Annotated in this window: 14 protein-coding genes and 2 pseudogenes; 12 read left to right on the top strand and 4 right to left on the bottom strand. The window is 64.5% G+C overall.

All coding sequences use genetic code 11. The features are described 5' to 3' along the window. Positions 1 to 109 precede the first annotated feature (109 nt). Positions 110 to 1,448: pseudogene (locus ACFOKF_RS18785) on the top strand (cystathionine gamma-synthase family protein). Continuing rightward, positions 1,445 to 2,385, top strand: a pseudogene (locus ACFOKF_RS18780) (2-hydroxyacid dehydrogenase). The pseudogenes ACFOKF_RS18785 and ACFOKF_RS18780 overlap by 4 nt, the downstream one beginning before the upstream one ends. 104 nt (positions 2,386 to 2,489) lie before the next feature. Here the strand turns inward: ACFOKF_RS18780 and ACFOKF_RS18775 are convergent. Continuing rightward, complete coding sequence (locus ACFOKF_RS18775; protein WP_380792403.1) at positions 2,490 to 3,221, bottom strand: hypothetical protein; 732 nt, start codon at positions 3,219 to 3,221, stop codon at positions 2,490 to 2,492. Between the two features lie 230 nt (positions 3,222 to 3,451). Here ACFOKF_RS18775 and ACFOKF_RS18770 point away from each other — a divergent pair, with 230 nt between their 5' ends. The 6 genes from ACFOKF_RS18770 to ACFOKF_RS18745 all read left to right on the top strand — a co-directional run bounded on the left by ACFOKF_RS18770 (position 3,452) and on the right by ACFOKF_RS18745 (position 10,841). Then, on the top strand, positions 3,452 to 3,901 hold the full coding sequence (locus tag ACFOKF_RS18770) for a DUF3576 domain-containing protein (RefSeq protein ID WP_298400077.1): 450 nt from the start codon (positions 3,452 to 3,454) through the stop codon (positions 3,899 to 3,901). A 95-nt stretch (positions 3,902 to 3,996) separates the two neighbouring features. After that, complete coding sequence (gene leuS / locus ACFOKF_RS18765) at positions 3,997 to 6,525, top strand: leucine--tRNA ligase (protein WP_380792400.1); 2,529 nt, start codon at positions 3,997 to 3,999, stop codon at positions 6,523 to 6,525. Positions 6,526 to 6,579: 54 nt separating this feature from the next. Then, on the top strand, positions 6,580 to 7,080 hold the full coding sequence (gene lptE / locus ACFOKF_RS18760) for an LPS assembly lipoprotein LptE (RefSeq protein WP_380792397.1): 501 nt from the start codon (positions 6,580 to 6,582) through the stop codon (positions 7,078 to 7,080). Further along, complete coding sequence (gene holA / locus ACFOKF_RS18755) at positions 7,077 to 8,105, top strand: DNA polymerase III subunit delta (protein WP_380792394.1); 1,029 nt, start codon at positions 7,077 to 7,079, stop codon at positions 8,103 to 8,105. Before lptE ends, holA begins: the two co-directional genes overlap by 4 nt. 31 nt (positions 8,106 to 8,136) lie before the next feature. Next, positions 8,137 to 8,535, top strand: a complete 399-nt coding sequence (gene msrB / locus ACFOKF_RS18750; RefSeq protein WP_380792391.1) for a peptide-methionine (R)-S-oxide reductase MsrB — start codon at positions 8,137 to 8,139, stop codon at positions 8,533 to 8,535. Positions 8,536 to 8,735: 200 nt separating this feature from the next. Continuing rightward, a complete protein-coding gene (locus tag ACFOKF_RS18745) occupies positions 8,736 to 10,841 on the top strand; it encodes a transglycosylase domain-containing protein (RefSeq protein ID WP_380792388.1) in 2,106 nt (701 codons plus the stop codon). Between the two features lie 4 nt (positions 10,842 to 10,845). Here ACFOKF_RS18745 and ACFOKF_RS18740 read toward each other — a convergent pair whose 3' ends face one another. Beyond that, entirely contained in the window at positions 10,846 to 11,823 is a 978-nt protein-coding gene (locus ACFOKF_RS18740) for an aspartyl protease family protein (protein WP_380792385.1), read from the bottom strand. Between the two features lie 268 nt (positions 11,824 to 12,091). Between ACFOKF_RS18740 and rho the strand changes: the two genes are divergently transcribed. Together rho and ACFOKF_RS18730 are read left to right on the top strand one after the other, a co-directional pair. Beyond that, entirely contained in the window at positions 12,092 to 13,348 is a 1,257-nt protein-coding gene (gene rho / locus ACFOKF_RS18735) for a transcription termination factor Rho (protein ID WP_298400045.1), read from the top strand. Between the two features lie 279 nt (positions 13,349 to 13,627). After that, positions 13,628 to 14,551: a methyltransferase domain-containing protein gene (locus ACFOKF_RS18730; RefSeq protein ID WP_380792381.1), complete on the top strand. Its 924-nt coding sequence runs from the start codon at positions 13,628 to 13,630 to the stop codon at positions 14,549 to 14,551. A gap of 94 nt (positions 14,552 to 14,645) precedes the next feature. Here ACFOKF_RS18730 and ACFOKF_RS18725 read toward each other — a convergent pair whose 3' ends face one another. Together ACFOKF_RS18725 and ACFOKF_RS18720 are read right to left on the bottom strand one after the other, a co-directional pair. Further along, complete coding sequence (locus ACFOKF_RS18725; protein WP_380792378.1) at positions 14,646 to 15,614, bottom strand: quinone oxidoreductase family protein; 969 nt, start codon at positions 15,612 to 15,614, stop codon at positions 14,646 to 14,648. Next, positions 15,614 to 16,315 carry a dienelactone hydrolase family protein gene (locus tag ACFOKF_RS18720; protein ID WP_380792375.1) on the bottom strand — a complete coding sequence of 234 codons (702 nt, stop codon included), beginning with the start codon at positions 16,313 to 16,315 and terminating at the stop codon, positions 15,614 to 15,616. Before ACFOKF_RS18720 ends, ACFOKF_RS18725 begins: the two co-directional genes overlap by 1 nt. A gap of 169 nt (positions 16,316 to 16,484) precedes the next feature. Between ACFOKF_RS18720 and ACFOKF_RS18715 the strand changes: the two genes are divergently transcribed. Beyond that, positions 16,485 to 16,736 (top strand): DUF6489 family protein, encoded by a 252-nt coding sequence (locus ACFOKF_RS18715; RefSeq protein ID WP_380792372.1) that lies wholly within the window; start codon positions 16,485 to 16,487, stop codon positions 16,734 to 16,736. Between the two features lie 5 nt (positions 16,737 to 16,741). Further along, positions 16,742 to 18,034 carry a tRNA uridine-5-carboxymethylaminomethyl(34) synthesis GTPase MnmE gene (gene mnmE / locus ACFOKF_RS18710; protein WP_380797590.1) on the top strand — a complete coding sequence of 431 codons (1,293 nt, stop codon included), beginning with the start codon at positions 16,742 to 16,744 and terminating at the stop codon, positions 18,032 to 18,034. Positions 18,035 to 18,088 lie beyond the last annotated feature (54 nt).

Genomic DNA, 18,088 nt, shown 5'->3' with positions numbered 1-18,088 from the left:
GCTGAGAAATATTGTTGCTCAGCCCTCTGGCTCTTTTCGGCAAGGCTGCGTTACACTCCTGCCCATGACAGCGACGCATCAGACGCCGCAAATAGCCAGGAGAAAAAAGATGACCGGCGAAACCCCGCCCCCGTCACCGAAGCCGAACTGACCGGGGTGGAAGCGCCCGGCAACCGCCGTCGCCCCAAGGCGCCGATCATGGAAATTGACGGCCGCAAGCTGAAGCCCGCCACCTTGATGATGGGCCATGGCTATGATCCGACCCTGTCCGAAGGATCATTGAAACCGCCTATCTTCCTCACCTCCACCTTCGCCTTCGAAAGCGCGGCTGCGGGCAAGCGCCATTTTGAAGGCGTGACCGGCATCCGGCCCGGCGGCGCAGAGGGGCTGGTCTATTCCCGCTTCAACGGTCCCAATCAGGAAATTTGCGAGGACCGGCTGTCCGTGTGGGAGGAGGCGGAAGATGCGCTGCTCTTTTCCAGCGGCATGTCGGCCATCGCCACCACCCTGCTGGCGCTGGTCCAGCCGGGCGACGTAATCGTCCATTCCGCCCCCTCTATGCCGCGACCGAATCGCTGATCGGGCGCATATTGGGCCGCTTTGGCGTGCAATGGCTCGATTTCCCGGCCGGCGCGACCGAGGCGGAGATTGGCGCGGTGATCGAAAAGGCCAGGGAGCTGGGCCGGGTCGCCCTGCTCTATCTGGAAAGCCCGGCCAACCCGACCAACGTGCTGGTCGATCTGGAGGCGGTGGTTGCGCGGCGCGACTCGCTGTTCGCAGGGGAGGCGCATGTGCCGCCGATCGCGATCGACAACACCTTCCTTGGCCCATTGTGGCACCGGCCAATCAAGCATGGCGCGGATCTCGTCATCTACAGCCTGACCAAATATGCCGGCGGGCATAGCGATCTGGTCGCGGGCGGGGTGCTGGGCAGCAATGCGCTGATCAACGCCATTCGCCTGATGCGCAACACGATCGGCACCATCCTCGATCCGCACAGCGCCTGGATGCTGCTGCGGTCGCTGGAGACGCTGGAACTGCGGATGAGCCGGGCGGGGGAGAATGCGGCGAAGGTCTGCGCCTGGCTGAAGGATCAGCCGCAAGTGGAGAAGGTCGTCTATCTGGGCTTCCCCGAAACGGAGCGACAGGCGGACATTTATCGCCGCCACTGCACCGGCGCGGGATCGACCTTCTCCCTCTATCTGAAGGGCGGGGAGGCGGAAGCCTTCGCCTTTCTCGACGCGCTCAAGATCGCCAAGCTGGCGGTCAGCCTGGGCGGCACGGAGACGCTGGCCAGCCATCCGGCGGCGATGACCCATTTGTCGGTGCCGGCCGAGCGCAAGAAGGCGCTGGCGATCGGCGACAATATGGTCCGCATCTCGATCGGGTGCGAAGACGCGGACGATCTGATCGCCGACTTCGCGCAGGCGCTGAGGCAGATCGGATGAGCGAAGCGCGCCCGGTCGTCCTGATCGCCCAGCCGCATCTGGCGCCCCTGCTGGCGGCGCTGGCGGCGGATTATGACGTCATGCCATTGTGGGAGGAGGCCGGGCGCATGCGCACAGCCGACACACAGGCGCTGGTGACGGCCGGGAGTTCCGGCTCGATCCGTCGCTGCTGGCGGCGATGCCGCGCCTTGGCCTGATCGCCTGCTTCACCGTTGGTTATGACGGGGTCGATCTGGACCGGGCGCGGGCGCGCAATATCGCCGTGAGCCATGCCGGGGACGCCAATGCGCAGGATGTGGCGGATCATGCGATCGGCCTGATTCTCGCGCATCGGCGCGGAATCGTGGCGGGCGACCGGCAGGTGCGGGCCGGTCAGTGGGTGGCGGGGGCCAAGACGATCACCCGGTCGCTGTCCGGCGCGCGGCTGGGCATCGTCGGCATGGGCGCGATCGGTCTTGCCACCGCCCAGCGAGCCGAAGTGATGCGGATGCCGGTGAACTGGTGGGGACCGCGCGCCAAGCCGGAATTGCGCTCGCCCCGCGCCGACAGCCTGATCGCGCTGGCGCAGGAAAGCGACATTTTGGTGGTGGCGGCGAAGGCCGATGACAGCAATCGTGGCATGATCGATAGGGCGGTGATCGACGCGCTGGGCGCGGGCGGTCTGCTGGTCAATGTCGCGCGCGGGCAATTGGTCGATGAAGACGCTTTGATTGCCGCCTTGCAGGACGGGCGGCTGGGCGGCGCGGCGCTGGATGTGTTCGCGCAGGAACCAACCGATGCGGCGCGCTGGGTCGATGTTCCCAATGTCGTGCTGACCCCGCACACCGGCGGCGCGACCGATGCCGCCGTGGCGCAGATGCTGGAGATGCTGCGCGCCAATCTGCGCGCCTATTTTGCTGGCGAAGCCTTGCCTTCGCCCGTGCCGGGCTTTGGATAAGCGATCAGACTGAGATGCGCCTACCTTCAACCGTTCGCCCTGAGCTTGTCGAAGCGCGAACGGAAATTGAAAATATCTGATTTAAAGCAAGATGCTCAAATCGATCAGAATTTGAAGATGGTGCCCAGATAGACGGCCTGGCTGTCCTGCCGTTCGTCGGTCATCGGCGTCAGGCGACCCGCAACGCTGTTATTATAGCGTAGGCCCGCCGTCACGTTCAGATTGCGCGTCAGCGAATAGGAGCTGGCGAGATCCAGCGAATAATCCTTGTCCGCGGACGGATTGCGCACCGTAGCGCCCGTACCGGCTTCGCGATGGCTCTCGATCAGCATCTTTGTGCTGAACCGATCCTTCTTGCCGTCATCCAGCGAGAAATTCTTGGCGTCGACCATCGTTTCGACCGGCACCGGGTCCAGCGCCTTGCGGCCGACCGAGTCGGGCAGGGCGAACTTGCGCCAGTTGTGCACGCCGTTCAGGCTGAAGGCGACCGGCTTGATGTCCACCGGCGTCAGCGTGCGGTTGACCGCAACGCGATCGTCCGCCGCGCGGACCATCACCGTGACCGAACGCTGGCCGCTCAATGAACCGCTGGTCGGCGTGAAGCGGAAGCCTTCGCTGCTCGCCTTGGCCGCGATGCGCGCATAAGCGGCGGCGAGGCGCGGATCCTTGATCGTCGGCGTAAAGGAGGAGATGCTGCCCAGTGCGCCGAGCGACACGGGCGCCTCCGCGCGCAGCCGAGCCAGTTCGGACACCGCGCCGATCGCAGGAGACAGCATAAAGCCAGCCACGGCAACCGCCGCGCTCGCCAATGCCAGATGTCCCCTATTCACGCGCATGATCCGACTCTGTCCCCACCGACTGATATTTAGAAACGCATTACACCCAGAAAACCGCCACAGGCTAGTGGTAGAACGCCTTTTTGTCGGAGCTGTTGCATCGAATACACAGGGTCGGATGGCCTGCGCGCGATCACCCCGTCGCGTGCGCGCGTCGCGCCCCCTTGCCCCATGGCGCATGACCACTATAGAAGCGGGCAGTTTCTCGTCTTTTTAAGCTAGGACATGCCCTGATGGTCCGCCTTCCCGTCTCCCTTTCTTCCGGCCTGTTGCTGGCTGCCCTCCTGCCGCTCGCGGCATGTGGCGGCGGCTCCAAGGACCGGCCCAAGGCGGACCTCGCCGCGTCGAAGGTGACGACCATCGGCGTCAACGCCTATCTGTGGCGCGCCTCGCTCGACACCCTGTCCTTCATGCCGATGGTGCAGACCGATTCTAACGGCGGCGTGATCGTGACCGACTGGTATGCCAATCCCAACAGCCCCAATGAACGGATGAAGCTGACCGTGTCGATCCTGGATCAGGATCTGCGCGCCGACGCGCTGCGCGTCGCCGCCAGCCGTCAGGTCAACCAGAATGGCCAGTGGGTCGACGCCCCGGTCAAGGCGGCGACCACGCAGAAGCTGGAAGAAGTGATCCTGACCAAGGCGCGCGACCTGCGCCGCATGGCGATCTCCGGCTAAAGCCCTCCCTTCGGGCGTGGATAACGTCCTGTTTTCACACCATTGGGGCTGGGCTTGTGACAAGCCCAGCCCGATCGCATTTGTAAGGAAGAAAGATGCAGAGGCGCTTCAACCCGCTGGAGGCCGACGCCCGCTGGCAGGCGACCTGGGACGAGCAGCAGAGCTTCAGGGCGGATGACGCCTCGACCAAGCCGCGCTCTTATGTGCTGGAAATGTTCCCCTATCCTTCGGGGCGCATCCATATCGGCCATGTCCGCAATTATTCGATGGGCGATGTGCTGGCGCGATTCCGCCGAATGACCGGCCATGAAGTGCTGCATCCGATGGGCTGGGACGCCTTCGGCATGCCAGCCGAAAATGCGGCGATGGAAAAGAAGGTCCATCCCGGCAGCTGGACCCGCGACAATATCGCCAATATGCGCGCGCAGCTGAAAAAGCTGGGCTTCGCGATCGACTGGAGCCGCGAACTCGCCACCTGCGAACCGGACTATTATGGGCAGGAACAGGCGCTGTTCCTGGACATGCTGGAAGCGGGTCTGGTCTATCGCAAGGAATCGGCGGTCAACTGGGATCCGGTCGACATGACCGTGCTGGCGAACGAACAGGTGATCGACGGGCGCGGATGGCGTTCGGGCGCACTGGTGGAGAAGCGCAAGCTGTCCCAGTGGTTCCTGAAAATCACCCAGTTTGCCGACGACCTGCTGGAAGGGCTGAAGACGCTCGACCAGTGGCCCGACAAGGTGCGCACGATGCAGGAAAACTGGATCGGCAAGTCGGTCGGCCTGCAATTCCGCTTCCGGCCGGTTGCGCCGTTTGACACGGACATCGAAGTCTATTCGACCCGCCCGGACACGATTTTCGGGGCGAGCTTCGTCGCGATTGCTGCCGACCATCCGGTGGCGCAGGCGGTGGCGGCGAACAACCCCGACGCGGTCGCCTTCATCGAAAAGTGCAAGGAAGGCGGCACCACGGCCGCCGAACTGGAAACGGCCGAGAAGCTGGGCTTCGACACCGGCCTGACGGTCGCGCACCCCTTCGATCCGGAATGGCATCTGCCGGTCTTCATCGCGAATTTCGTGCTGATGGACTATGGCACCGGCGCCGTCATGGGCGTGCCCGCGCATGACCAGCGCGACCTCGATTTCGCGCGCAAATATATGCTTCCCGTAGAGCGCGTCGTCGCGCTGGAGGGCGAGGCCGACAAGCCGATCCACAACGAAGCCTATACCGGCCCCGGCAATCTGGTGAACAGCCGCTTCCTCAATGGCATGGCCGTGGAAGAGGCCAAGGCCGCCGTCATCGCGCGCGCCGAATCCGAAGGCTGGGGCGCAGGCAAGACCGTGTTCCGCCTGCGCGACTGGGGCGTGTCGCGCCAGCGTTACTGGGGCACGCCGATCCCGGTCATCCATTGCCAGGGCTGCGGCGTGGTGCCGGTGCCCAAGGATCAGCTGCCGGTCGTGCTGCCCGAAGATGTCAGCTTCGACATTCCCGGCAACCCGCTCGATCGCCATGCGACATGGAAGCATGTCGATTGCCCGTCCTGCGGCAAGCCCGCCGTGCGTGAGACGGACACGCTGGACACGTTCGCCGATTCCAGCTGGTATTTCATCCGCTTCGCCAGCCAGCCCAAGGACAAGCCGTTCGATCGCGCCACGGTCGAGCAATGGCTGCCGGTCGGCCAATATATTGGCGGCGTGGAACATGCGATCCTGCATCTGCTCTATGCCCGTTTCTGGACCCGCGCGCTTCAGCATATGGGGCAGCTGGGCTTTGCCGAGCCGTTCACCGGCCTGTTCACGCAGGGCATGGTGACGCACGAAACCTATAGCCGCGAACAGGGCGAGGGGTTGCCCCCCGTCTATTTCGCGCCCGGCGAGATCGACCGGACGTCCGATGGCGCGACGCTGATCGCCGACAACGCCCCGGTCGAGGTCGGCCGGGTCATCAAAATGTCCAAGTCCAAGAAGAATGTCGTCGATCCCGACGACATCATCGGCCAATATGGCGCGGACGCGGTGCGCTGGTTCATGTTGTCGGACAGCCCGCCCGAGCGTGACCTGCCCTGGACCGAGGCTGGGATCGAAGGATCGTGGCGCTTCGTCAACCGCGTCTGGCGTCTGTTCGGCGAAGCCGATGCGTCAGCCGAGGGGCAGGACAAGGCGCTGGACCGCAAGCTGCACCAGACCGTCGATGGCGTGGCCAGGGATATTGAAGGACTGGGCTTCAACAAGGCCGTCGCCAAGATTTACGAGCTGGTGAACGCGATCGAGAAGGCCAAGCCTTCGGCCAGCCGCACCGCCGCGATCCGCGGCCTTGCGCTGCTGGTCGCGCCCATGACGCCGCATCTGGCCGAAGAAGGCTGGGCGGAAATGGGCGGAGAGGGGCTGATCGCCAATGCGGCCTGGCCGGTGGTCGATCCGGCGCTGCTGGTGGACGATGAAGTCACCATCGCCTGCCAGGTGATGGGCAAGCTGCGCGACACCATCACCGTGCCCAAGGGGACGCCGAAGGACGAACTGGAAAAGCTGGCGCTCGCCGCACCCAATGTCATTCGCACGCTGGATGGCGCGACGCCCAAGAAGGTGATCGTGGTGCCGGACCGGCTGGTCAACCTAGTGATCTGACAACATCCGTTCGCCCCTTCGACAAGCAAGGGGCGAACGGTTATGGAGGTCCGCATGAAGCGCATCCTTCCCCTGCTCGCCGTCCCCTTGCTCCTTGCCGGCTGCGGCCTGCGCCCGGTCTTTGGCGGGGGCGGGCATGGCGCGGTCGCGCAGGCGCTGGGCAATGTCGAAGTCGCCCCGATCGAGGGCAAGAATGGCTGGCTGGTGCGCAATGCGCTCAACGACCGGCTGGCCGCCATGCGGGGCGGCGATGGTCCGCGCTACAAGCTGGTGGTGAAGCTGGACGACAATATCAGCGGTTTCGGCCTGCGCTCCGACGCCGCCATCACACGCGAACGGCGCACCCTGCGCGCCCGCTATCAACTGGTCGATCAGGCCACCGGCGCGCAGGTGCTGGACGATACCGCCGGGTCCGACGCGGGCATTGACGTCACGTCGAGCGAATATGCCACGATCGCGGCCGAAGACACGGCGCTGGAACGGCTGTCGCAGACGGTGGCGGATCAGATCGTCACCCGGCTGGCCCTGTTTTCGCGCAAGGCCGCCCATCCTTGAAGGCCAATCGCGGCCAGATGGAAAGGGCGTTGGACGCGCCACCGACCGACATCCGCTTCTTCCTGCTCTATGGTCCCGATGAGGCCGGGAGTCAGGCGCTGGCGAAGCGGCTGGAGCGCGCCATGGGGCCGCAGGCGGAACGGATCGACCTGGACGGCGCCACGCTGAAGGATGATCCGGCCCGCCTGTCGGACGAAGCCGCATCCTTTTCCATGTTCGGCGATCGGCGCTGGGTGCGCATCAGCGGCATGGGCGAGGAATCCGTACCTGCGCTGACCGCCCTGCTGGAGGCGGAGGCGGCGGGCAATCCCGTGATCGCGGTCGCCGGCGCGCTCAAGGCGACGTCGAAGCTGGTCAAGCTGGCGCTGGATCACAAGGCGGCGATGGCGCTGATTTCCTATCAGCCCGACCCGCGCGAGGCGGAGCAGATCGCGATCGGCATCGCGCGCGAAAGCGGCCTGCGCCTGCCGACCGATCTTGCCCGCCGGATCGTGGACCTGGCCAATGGCGACCGCGCATTGATGGCGGGGGAGGTGGAGAAGCTGATCCTCTATCTCGACGCCGCGCCGGATCGCCCGCGTGAGGCCACGCAGGAAGCGCTCGACGCCCTGTCCGCCGACAATCCCGACACGGAGATCGGCCCGCTGGTCAACGCCGTGCTGGGCGGCGACCTGAAAGGGATGCACCGCGAACTGACCAGCCTGACCGAAACCGGCGCGGCCATGGCGTCGGTCATACGGCCGCTGCTGACCCGCGCCATGCTGATCGCCGCGATCCGCGACGCCTTCGACGCCAGCGGCAGGCTGGAAGCCGCCGTTGAATCGGCCGGCAAGGCGGTGTTCTGGAAGGAGAAGGGGCTGGTGACGCGGCAGGTACGCCTGTGGGACGCCACCGGCATCGCCCGCGTCATCCAGCGCCTGCTGGAGGCTGAACGCGCCAGTCGCGGCGGGCGGGGAACGGGCGACCTGATGGTGCGCCACGAATTGCTGGCAATCGCGCGACAGGCCGCGCGCGAGCGGGCTTGATAGACCCGTCCTGCGGGGCCATATTGCTCCCATGGAGAAGATCACTCTGACCGAAGCGGAATGGCGCGAGCGCCTGTCCCCCGAACAATATCATGTGCTGCGCGAAGCCGGCACGGAACGCGCCTTCACCGGCAAATATAACAGCAACAAGGCGGACGGCGTCTATTATTGCGCCGGCTGCGGCGCGGAGCTGTTCGATGCCGATGAAAAATATGACAGCGGTTCGGGCTGGCCCAGCTTCACTGCGCCGGTCGATATCGACGCGGTCGAGGAAATTCGCGACGCCAGCCATGGCATGATCCGCACCGAAGTGCGCTGTGCTGCCTGCGAAGGGCATTTGGGCCATGTCTTTCCCGACGGGCCGGGCGTGAACGGCCTGCGTTACTGCATGAACAGCGCCGGGCTGGATTTTAAGCCGCGCGAAAAGTAGTAGCGACGCCGCGTTGCCGGGCGGCCTTTTACCGGCCGGTGCATGCCAATTTCATCCGGCCTCGATCATGACTGCACACCCCTCGTTCATCGCGGGGTAAAGCGTCGTTCGCCATGGACGGCGCGACGGTCTTTTTCCGCGCCGGTTGCAGGATTTGCGCTGGCCGGGGCCGGGATTAGCGCGTATCCGGGGCGGCACAAATGGCAGGATCAAGCAAGAGCAAGAGCGCCCCGCGGGGTCGCGTGAAGACATGGGCGGTGCGCGGGCTGAAGATCGGCCTGGCGGCGGCAGTGGCTGGATTATTGGCGGTGGTCGTCGCGGTGGTGATCGCGATGCAATCGCTGCCCGACTATAACAGCCTCAAATCCTCCCCCAATGGCCAGATGATCCGCGTCCACGCCGCCGACGGCAGCGTCATCGTATCGCTCGGGCCGAGTTTCGGCCAGTGGCTGAGCTATGACCAGATTCCGCAGGTCATGGTCGATGCGATGGTGTCGACCGAGGACAGGCGTTTCTACCTGCACCCCGGCGTTGATCCGATCGGCATGGCGCGCGCCGCATGGGTCGCGGTGGAACGGCGCGGGCAGGGCCGGCGCTGGCAGGGGGCATCCACGATCACCCAGCAGGTGACGCGCAACATCTTCCTCAACAACAGTTACAGTTTCGGCCGCAAGCTGCGCGAAATGGTGCTGGCGCTGGCGCTGGAGCGGAAATTCTCCAAGCGGCAGATTCTCGAACTTTACCTCAACAAGGTGTATTTCGGCGGCGGCGCCTATGGCATTGATGCGGCCAGCCGCAAATTTTTCGGCCACCCCGCCACCAGCCTGGACCTGCCCGAAGCCGCGATCATCGCCGGTCTGGTCAAGGCGCCGTCCAGCTACTCCCCCACCGCCGACGCCGAAGCAGCCGTCGGTCGCGCCGGCGTGGTGCTGGACCTAATGCAGGAAAATGGCGCGATTTCGGCCAGTGAGCATGCCAATGCCAATCTGGCCGGCGTCCGCATGGCGCCCGAGCCGCCGCAGAACAGCGTGCGCTACTTCACCGATTGGGCGCTGCCGCAACTCGATGTGCTGATCGACGAGCCGAACGAACCGTTGGAAGTCTATACGACGATCGACCTTGGCATGCAGAATGCCGCAACCGCGGCGATCAAGGCCAATGTTCCGGCAGGCACGCAGGGCGCGCTGGTCAGCCTGGACCGCGACGGGGCGGTGCGGGCGATGGTCGGCGGCCTCGATTATGTGACGTCCAACTATAATCGCGCCACCACGGCGACGCGCCAGCCGGGGTCCGCCTGGAAGATCTTCGTCTATATGGCGGCGCTGGAGGCGGGCTATACCCCCGATACGGGCGTGACCGACGAACCAGTGACGATCAACGGCTGGTCCCCGCGCAACGCCAATGGACGCTTCGCCGGCGACATCGATGTGCGCACCGCCTTTGCCTATTCGATCAACACCATCGCCGCCAAGCTGGGCGTGGAAGTCGGCTTCCCGACCGTCGCCGACATGGCGCGCCGCTTTGGCGTGTCGACGCCGATCAACACCCATCCTTCGATGGTGCTGGGCACATCGGACGTGCGTCTGATCGACATGACGCGCGCCGCGGCCTCGATCGCGCGCAAGGGCATTGCCGTGGCGCCCTATGGCATCACCAAGGTCACGACCGCCGACGGACGCCTGCTCTACCAGCATCAGGACGATACCAGCCGCGTGCTGGTGGCCCCCTGGGTCGCCGCCGGCATGACGGACCTGATGCAGACGGCGGTCAGCACCGGAACCGGCAAGGCGGCGCAGATCGGCCGTCCGGTGGCGGGCAAGACCGGCACGACGACCAGCAACAAGGATGGCTATTTCCTGGGCTTTTCCAGCGGTATCACCACCGGCGTCTGGATGGGGCGTGACGATGCCAGGGCAGTTGGCGGGCTACAGGGTGGGCGTGCGCCGGCTCGGGCCTTTGCCGACTATATGAAAGTCGCCGTCGCCAAGCGCCCGGTCGAGCAATTCGAGACGGAAGTCACCCTACCCGAATGGCAGCTGGAGCCGGACGATGAAGCCTATTATGGCCAGCCCGACAACGGCATGCAGTCGGGCGGCATGATGGTCGATGAGAACGGCCTGCCGATTGATCGCGCCCGCCCCGGCGGATCGGATGCGGAAAGCGATGCCGACGAACAGCAGATGGAGGTAGACCCGCAGGATCGTCCCCAGCCGCCCAAGCTGGACCAGCAATGGATCGACAATGTGCTGGGCCGCGATCGGCAGCGCCAGCAACAGCCGCAGAACCGGCCGACGCAGGGGCAGTAAAACCTTATCCCTTGCCCTGATCGTTCGCGGCAAAGCGCGTCTTTTCCAGCGCGCTGGCGTCAGGCAGCAGGAAATCGACCTTGCCCCGGCCGAAATCGATCGCCACCCGATCGAATATCCGCAGCGCGCTGATCCCCAGCAGCAACGCCGGCTTGTCCTCCAGCCCCAGTTCCGCGAACGGACTGGCGTCGGCGAAGAGCACCGGCACCTCGATCAGGTTGACGCGCCCCATGCGCACCGACTTGATCCGCCCGACCTGCCCGGTCAGCGTGCCGCCAGTCACGCTGGTCAGCGTCGCTTCCATCATCGCCGGCGCGCGCTTCTTGGCGATCAGCCGGTCGCGCAGCGCCAGATTGCCGATGCTGAAATTGGTTCCGGTATCCAGCATGATATTGACCCGCATGCCGTTGACGTCGGAATCGAGCAGGATCAGCTGGCCGCGCTTGCGCCGCGCCTCCACGACGATCGTGTCGGGATCGACCGACACGCGCCGATTGGGTCCGCTATTGGCGATTTCCATCCGCCCGGTGCGGAAATTGAGCGTCACCCGCTTGGCATGCAGGCTGTCGAGGCCGAGCAGGCCCGGCGCGCCCAAATTCTCTCCCTCCAGCACCGGCGCCTGAATATCGTCGATCATGTTGCCGCCAAAGCCCAGCCGGGGCAGGGCGACGGTGTGCGCTTCCGACCGGCCAGTCATGCTGAGGATCGTGACCGTGTCCCGCGGCGGCAGCGCCAATTGCTGGGCCAGTTCGCGGGCGATGACGGTGCGCTGCGATCCGGTGTCGATGATGAAGTTCCACGGCCCCTTGCCGCCGATCGAGATGGGGATGGTGACGCGCGCATCGGGGTCCGTAGTCGTTCGGACGACCGAAGGCGGCTGGTCGGGGTCAAGCGCCGGGGCATCCTGCGCGGCCAGCGGGGATCCGCCGATCGCCAGCGCGATCCCCAGCGAGGCCCATGTCGAGACAGGGAAGCGTCCCATATCCTCGTCCTTCAAATTTTCTTATGCGCTTCTTATATCATGACAGCCGGCCATCGCGCCAGCGGCTCGACTGGCCGTCCAGGCGCGCTTTATGGCGATTTTCCGTTGAAATCCGTCATCATCCTGCCTTGACGAGACAGGCGACGGATCGCTAAACGCAAATCTATCTCTCCTCGCCCGTCCGGAGCGAGGGTTTCCGGCTTTCCTGTCCGGCTATCTCCTTCCTTTCCCATCATTTTTCTTTCCACCGCATCGGACCGACTCGCAAATGCACCTCAAGGACCTCAAAAAGACTGTTCCCGCCGACCTCGTCACCATGGCCGAGGAATTGGGCGTGGAAAGCGCATCGACGCTGCGCAAGCAGGACCTGATGTTCGCGATCCTCAAGGCCGAGGCGGAAAATGGCGAACAGATCATGGGCGAGGGCACGATCGAGGTGCTGCCGGACGGCTTCGGCTTCCTGCGCAGTCCCGAAGCCAACTTCCTGGCCGGTCCCGACGATATTTACGTCTCGCCCAATCAGGTCCGCAAATTCGGCCTGCGCACTGGCGATACGGTGGAAGGCGAAATCCGCGCGCCCAAGGATGGCGAGCGCTATTTCGCCCTGACCAAGCTGCTCTCGGTCAATTTCGACGATCCCGATGTGGTCCGTCATCGCGTCAATTTCGACAATCTGACGCCGCTCTATCCCGAACAGAAATTGCGCCTCGACACGCTGGACCCCACGGTCAAGGACAAGTCGGCCCGCGTCATCGACATCGTCAGCCCGCAGGGCAAGGGCCAGCGCACCCTGATCGTCGCGCCGCCCCGCGTCGGCAAGACCGTGATGCTCCAGAATATCGCCAAGGCGATCACCGACAACCATCCCGAAGTCTTCCTGATCGTCCTGCTGATCGACGAGCGCCCGGAAGAAGTCACCGACATGCAGCGCAGCGTGAAGGGCGAGGTCGTGTCCTCCACCTTCGACGAGCCGGCCACCCGTCACGTCCAGGTCGCCGAAATGGTGATCGAAAAGGCCAAGCGTCTGGTCGAGCACAAGAAGGACGTCGTGATCCTGCTCGATTCGATCACACGCCTCGGCCGCGCCTACAACACCGTCGTCCCTTCGTCGGGCAAGGTGCTGACCGGCGGTGTCGACGCCAACGCCCTTCAGCGCCCCAAGCGCTTCTTCGGCGCGGCGCGTAATATCGAGGAAGGCGGCTCGCTCTCCATCATCGCCACCGCGCTGATCGACACCGGCAGCCGTATGGACGAAGTCATTTTCGAAGAGTTCAAGGGCACCGGCAACTCGGAAATCGTGCTGGACCGCAAGGTCGCCGACAAGCGCATCTTCCCGGCGCTGGACGTCGGCAAGTCGGGCACCCGCAAGGAAGAATTGCTGGTGGAAAAGCCGACCCTCAGCAAGATGTGGGTGCTGCGCCGCATCCTGATGCAGATGGGCACGGTCGATGCGATGGAATTCCTGCTGGACAAGATGAAGGACAGCAAGACCAACGAAGATTTCTTCGCGACGATGAATCAGTAAAACGACCGGCGATGCTGCGGCATCGCCCGCCAACTGGTTTTTATGAAAGCCGGATCGGCCGACGCCCGCTCGTCTGCCGATCCGGCTTTTCCCTTATCGCAATGTCCGCTGTTGACGATGCCATCACATCTTCCCAGGCATCCTGGCATCCGCTCAACGCCAAAGATCTGCATCATCTCGGCTGCAATTTCTCCAGTAAACAGCGCATAGTAACCGCTTGTGATTGCTAACCTCAACGGTTAGCGTCGCCCGTCTCCAAAGGGGAAGGGGTCTCCATCAATGTCAGAATTATCGCACATCTTCGATCAGATGCGGGCCAGCCCGATGAATGATTGGGTGGGCGGGTCCGACCCCGAACTGGTGGGCGACGCATCGATCGGCATTCTCACCCGATTGCTGCCGCTACATAACCAGTCCCGGATTCTGGATTTTGGCTGCGGCATTGGCCGTGGTCTGGTGTCGCTGTGGAAGGCCGGGGTTCGCCCTGAACAGCTGATCGGCATGGACATCATGCCGCCGGTGATCGATTTCTGCGACCAGCAGATCGCGCCATATCTGCCCGGCACCAAATTCGAGCTGATCACCGGCGCCAATCATCATTATGACGCCTTCATCGATCGTCAGGCTGGCAAGTCGCAATCGGCGCTGAGCGAGCAATATCGCGACAATTTCACCGATGCCTATGCCTTTTCGGTCTTCACCCATGTCACCCAGGCCGATTTCCAGTCCTTGCTGCATTTCGTTTCGTCCATGCTGCGTCCCGGTGGGCGCTTCATGTTCACCTGCTTCGAACTGAACGACTTTTCCCGTCACATGGTCCTGTCCGGGCAAGCCCTTTTCCCGCTCGATCCCGAACGGATGCGGCGGGCGGGCGACGTCCTGACCGGTAATGACGCCGACCCCCTGGCCTTCATCGCCTTCGACCGGGCATTGATCCAGAAGATGGTGTGGAATGCAGGGATGGCGATCACCAAGGTGGATTATGGCTGCTGGATGGGCGGCGGGCTAGGCGGCGGTTTGCAGGACGCTATCGTCTGCACCAAATTGCCGCTGCTCCAGGCCGTCGACCAGATCCAGCACACGGCTCTGGTCGCGCGCGACGCGCCGGCAACCGAGCCTGCCGCCCCCATCGATCTGCCTCAGGATAGCGAGGCGCCGTCGCGTTTCCGCAAGATGATGCAGCATTGGCGCCCGCGCAAATGACATTGCGGTGGAGCGGAGGGGCAACGCTGCTCCGCTCAACCACCCCTGTCATGATGGGGCACTACCAGCACAGCAGCGAGCAGCGCCCTCATCGTCAGGGGATCAGCACCGTCGCCCCTGTCGTCTGGCGCGCCTCCAGCGCACGATGGGCCTGCGCTGCATCGGCAAGCGCGAAACGCTGGCCAATCTGCGCCTTCACCACCCCGTTCTGCATCCGGTCGAACAGCCGCCCGGCGGTGTGCGCCAGTTCATCCGCCGTCGCGATATAATCGAACAGGGTAGGGCGGGTAACGTAAAGCGATCCGCCACGGCTGAGGTCGAGCAGACTGACCGGCGGCACCGCCCCCGACGCATTGCCATAGCTGACCATCAGGCCGCGCCGCTTAAGACTGGCGAGCGAAGCGCCCCAGCTATCCTTGCCCACGCCGTCATAGACCACATCGACGCCCTTGCCCCCGGTCAGGTCGCGCACCGTTGCGGCCAGATCGTCAAACGCGCCGGACAGGCTGTGATCGGCCTCGACAGAGGCCGCCTTTGCCGCCGATCCGCAATGGGCGATCACGATCACGCCCTTGTCCCGCAGCCATGGCACCAGGATCGATCCGACACCGCCAGCGGCAGCATGGACCAGCGCCACCTGCCCGGCCTGTAGCGCGATCGTGTCTTCCGCCAGATAGCAGGCGGTCATGCCCTTGAGCATCATCGCGGCGGCGTCCTCGCTCGACACGGCGTCGGGGATTTTCACCGCCCGATCGGCCGGGACGATGCGATGCGTGGCATAAGCGCCCAGACCGCTGGCGCAGCCGACCCGATCGCCGACGGCAAAGCCGTCGACACCCGCGCCCACGGCGACGACCTGCCCGGCGCCCTCCGACCCCAGCGGGGTGGGCAGGGGGGCGGGGTAAAGGCCGGTGCGATAATAGGTGTCGATGAAGTTGAGGCCGACCGCATCCTGCGCGATCAGCACTTCGCCTTCGCCCGGTTGGCCCGGATCAAAATCCTCGCGCGCAATCACCTCCGGCCCGCCATGGCTGCGGGCCACCATCCGCCATGCGCCCGACATCAGGCAAGCGCCGCTGCGAAGAAGTCCGCGGTCCGCTGGTCCGCCAGTTGCGCGGCGTCCTCGACCCGGCGATTGCCCGTCTCGGCCGCGAAGCCATGGTCCAGCCCTTCATAATCATGCAGCGTCACATGGCGATTATCGGCCAGCCCGTCATGCATCGCCTTTTGCGTTTCGGGGGACACGAAACCATCATTGGTGGGAATATGCAGCATGGTCGGTTTGCCGATGGCATGCTGTTCCCCCAGAAGGCCATCGATGCCCACGCCATAATAGCCGACAAAGGCATCGCCATCGGTGCGGCAGGCGCTCATGAAGGCGATGCGGCCGCCCAGGCAATAGCCGACGACGCCCACCTTGCCTGCGCCGCCAAGGGCAGAGCGCGCCGCCTTGATGGTCGCCTCAATATCGCGGATGCCCTGATCCTGATTGAACTTCGGGATATAGGCCAGCGCCTGCTCCATTTCCGCCGGCACATCGGCATCCAGTTCGACATGCGGCTCCAGCCGCCAGAACAGATCGGGTGCATAGGCCAGATAGCCTGCCTTCGCCCAGCTCTCGCATTTATGGCGAATGCCTTCATTCACGCCGAAAATTTCCTGGATGACGATAATCGCCGCGCGCGCTTCGCCTTCAGGCTGCGCCACATAGGCGTCGAATTGCGCATCCCCTTCCAGAGTGTCGATCGGGGTGAAGCTGCCCATGCCATGATCCTTCCGCGGAGTGAGATTGGGTCGCATATTGGCCGATCCGGGAGTCGCGCAACCACCTGCCGCGTTTAAAATTTGCGTTGATGCGGCTATTTGCGGCATGACGGCACGACGCGATCAAACGGCCCCATGCGGCCGGCCGCCAACAGGGAAGAGCAGGGACATGAAAGTATCCGTCGACGTGGATTGCACGCCCGCCGAGGCCCGCGCCTTTCTGGGCCTGCCCGATGTCACGCCCATTCATGACAAATATGTCAAGACGATGCTCGACAGCTTTGATGGCGTCGGCAGCGTCGAGCAGATGGAAACGCTGTTCAAGAGCTTCTCGCCACTGGGCGATGCGGGCATGCGCCTGTTCCAGCAGATGATGAATGTCGGTCTGGCGGGCATCGGCGGCAAGGACGAGAAGAAATAAGGTCCGTGTCGAAGGGTCAAGACGACAGCATTTTTGCCCTGTCGAGCGGTGCGCCGCCAGCGGGGATCGCGGTTATCCGGATCAGCGGGCCACGGGCGCGCAGCGCGCTGGAGGCGCTGGCGCGGCGCATCCCCACGCCCCGCACCGCCAGCCTTGCCCTGCTGAAAGATCCGCGCGACGGCAGTCCGCTCGATCGCGCCCTGCTGCTCTGGCTGCCCGGTCCCGCAACCGTCACGGGCGAGGATATGGTCGAACTCCATTGCCATGGCGGCCGGGCCATCGTCGCGGCGGTGGAGGATGCGCTGGCCGCCATGCCTGGATTGCGCCGGGCGCAAGCGGGCGAATTCACTCGCCGCGCCTTTGCTCATGGGCGCATGGACCTGAACGCGGTCGAGGGTCTGTCCGATCTGCTCTCCGCCGAAACCCAGGGCCAGCGCCGCGCGGCGCTGCTGATGGCGGAGGGGCATTTTTCCCGCCGGATCAATGGCTGGCGCAATGAATTGCTGACCCTGTCCGCCATGGCCGAAGCGGCACTCGATTTCTCCGACGAGGATGATGTGCCCGATGACGCGATCGAGGCGCGGATAGGGCAGGGCATCGCCGCGCTGGCGCAGGATGTCGGCGCTATTCTCGCCGCGCCATCGGCCGAGCGTTTGCGCGACGGCGTTCGCGTGGTGCTGGCCGGCCCGCCAAATGCCGGCAAGTCGACCTTGCTCAATGCATTGGTCGGCCGGGACGCGGCGATCGTATCCGACATTGCCGGCACCACCCGCGACCGGATCGAAGTGCCGGCCGCGATTGGCGGCACCGCCTTTCTCTTCACCGATACCGCCGGCCTGCGGGACGAGACGAGCGACGCGATCGAGGCGATCGGCATCGACCGCGCCCATGCCGCGCTGGAGGCGGCGGACATCATCCTGTGGCTGGGCGAGGCCGATGCTTTGCCGCGCGCCGACGCGATCCTGATCGCCGCCCAGAGCGACCGCAGCGAAGCGGCGCGGCCCGGCCTATCCCTGTCGGCCCGGACGGGGGAGGGGATGGCGATCCTGATCGAAACCCTGCTCTCAAGCGCCGCCACCCTGCTGCCTGGCGAGGGGGATTATGCCCTGCATGCGCGACAGAGACAAGAAGTTGGACAGTTGTGCGCGCATCTTGATGCAGCCGCATCGACCGGCGATTTGCTGGTAGCTGCCGAGGAATTGCGCCTTTGCCGCCGCGCGATCGACGCGCTGACCGGGCAGGCCGGGACCGAGGATATGCTGGACCGGCTCTTTTCGGGATTTTGCATCGGCAAATAGATGCTGTTCCACGTGGAACAATTTTGACCACGATGCCCCAAATCTGATAAGGGC

Source organism: Sphingobium rhizovicinum, assembly GCF_042647625.1.
GTDB lineage: Bacteria > Pseudomonadota > Alphaproteobacteria > Sphingomonadales > Sphingomonadaceae > Sphingobium > Sphingobium rhizovicinum.
The sequence above is the reverse complement of the archived record's forward strand: the minus strand, read 5'-3'. Positions and strand labels throughout refer to the sequence as shown.